Source organism: uncultured Microscilla sp., assembly GCF_947493425.1.
In the GTDB taxonomy this organism is placed as follows: Bacteria; Bacteroidota; Bacteroidia; order Cytophagales; family Microscillaceae; genus Microscilla.
Genome location: NZ_CANLRP010000576.1, coordinates 1 through 317 on the forward strand (window position 1 = coordinate 1; position 317 = coordinate 317).

General features: G+C 42.3%; 1 protein-coding gene. It reads left to right on the top strand.

The genetic code is table 11. The annotated features are described in order from the left end of the window. The coding region (locus tag Q0954_RS34685) for a transposase domain-containing protein (RefSeq protein WP_366916782.1) at positions 1–189 on the top strand (189 nt) is incomplete at its 5' end. Positions 190–317 lie beyond the last annotated feature (128 nt).

The following is a 317-nucleotide window of genomic DNA, read 5'->3' on the forward strand; positions in this document are numbered from 1 at the left end:
AGGAAAAATTACCTCTTTGCAGGATCACACGATGCCGCTCAAAGGTCAGCGGTCATCTATACCTTTTTCGCCAATTGCCAAAAACACGAGATAGACCCTTACAAGTGGCTCAAGTATACCCTCGAGAACATCAGGGAGGCTCCCATCCAAGATATTCAGAAGTTTTACCCGCAAAATTTTAAAAAATAACATCCTATAAAGACGGTCTTGCTTGGCTTAACTGTACTTCGTGGAATGGATACGTTCTAAGGCCTGAATACCTGTTTTTTCATCCACACTTATCAAACGGATTTTGCCTTCAATGGCTTGCAGGATCA